Raw genomic sequence first — 1,443 nt, 5'->3', positions numbered from 1 at the left:
CGTTCCCTTGCCGCCGCCTGTGTCGGCGCCTGTGTCTGAGCAGGTGCTGGCTTCCGGCGTAGTCGGGATTCCGGCGGGGATTATGATGTCGCCGTTTGATTTGGGCGAGGAGCTTATTGCTGTCGCACGTAATTTGCCGGTTGAGGATGGCGTGTTGGCGGTGGTGGTGAAAGGTGATGGGCGCGGAGGAGTTCTTATCGGCGGCGAGAGTGCGAATGCCTCGCAGCTGGCCACCTTAATTCGAAGGAGGGCGTACGGGAAGAGAGCGATCCGGCTGTATGCCTGTGGGGTCTCGGAGGAGTTCGCGCAGGCGCTGGATGAGGCGTCGGGTGCTGAGGTGTTCTGGACGCGAGACATTGTGTGGTTCGGTCCGGAGACCAATGGGTTTGCCTCCATGGTTTCGGGTTGGTATTTGGATGAGCTCTTCATGTTGCGTCCTGACTATTCGCAGGGCGCTTGGGAGACGACGCGCAGGGGCGAGTGGCCGTCGGGGCAGGGCCCGTCTGATGTTTCCTTGCCGCCGGGGTTGCCTGGGTTGAGTCCTCACTGGGTGCATCTGCGTGCGGAGACGGCGCGGTTTCGTGCGGAGCCGTTGCCGGATTTGGGACGGCTGCGGGAGTCCGAGCAGGCTGCGAAGGTCGCCCAGGCGCGGAGGACGATCGCGGCGGCTGGTGAGAAGCTGACCCAGGTTTACAGCATGGTGGATGCGCCCGTGCTGGAGGCGCCGGCGAGCACGGTCACGGCGGCTGATTCCGCTGAGACCGATGCGTTGCTCACGGCGGCGGCGGATGAGACTGCCTCGGCTGAGGTGAGTGTCGGGCATGCTCAGCGGCAAGCTGAGAAGTTGACGGTGGCGGAGGGAGAACTGGCGGAGGCGAGGCGGCGGCAGGAGGAGTTGAATGCTGAACTCGGTGCGGCTCGGCGGGATCTGGTTGAGAAACGGGCGGTTTTGATAGGGGCCCGGGAGCAGGAGGCGGAGCTTCTGCGAGACCAGGACGCGGGCGAGGGCGAGGGCGAGGGTGCTGCGCGGGATGCGTTGCGTGCTCAGCGTGCTGATGCGGCGGCGCGGGTGCAGTCCGCTATCGCTGAGCACGCTGCTGTGCGGGAGCGGATTGATCAGCTGGTGGCGGCGGTTTGGGAGGCGGGTGAGCGTATCGCTGAGGGTGCTGCCCGGGTGGAGGATGTCCGTGACATCGCGAAGGAAGCGGCGGAGACGGCCGCGAAGGCTGTGGCTGCGGCTCGTGTCGCGGCCGACCGTGCTGATGTGACGGTCCGGCAGGTCGATCTGCCGTCTTATGTGGCCGAGGGGGCGATGGGCAGCGGGAAGATCTGGAAGCCCGGCAGTATCGATCCCGGGGACGTTCTTGCCGCGTTGCCGGAGGGTGTGCGGGAGCCGGCCCGGGCGGTGATCGAGGAGTTGTTCTCCGGGGCCAAGGTCATGAA

General features: G+C 65.9%; 1 protein-coding gene. It reads left to right on the top strand.

Features of this window, described 5'->3' with window-relative positions; translation table 11 throughout:
- Positions 1-31: 31 nt before the first annotated feature.
- A partial coding sequence (locus ACWDKQ_RS36135; RefSeq protein WP_450143235.1) for a hypothetical protein occupies positions 32-1,443 on the top strand: 1,412 nt, incomplete at its 3' end.

This window comes from Saccharopolyspora sp. NPDC000995 (genome assembly GCF_053599315.1).
The sequence above is the reverse complement of the archived record's forward strand: the minus strand, read 5'-3'. Positions and strand labels throughout refer to the sequence as shown.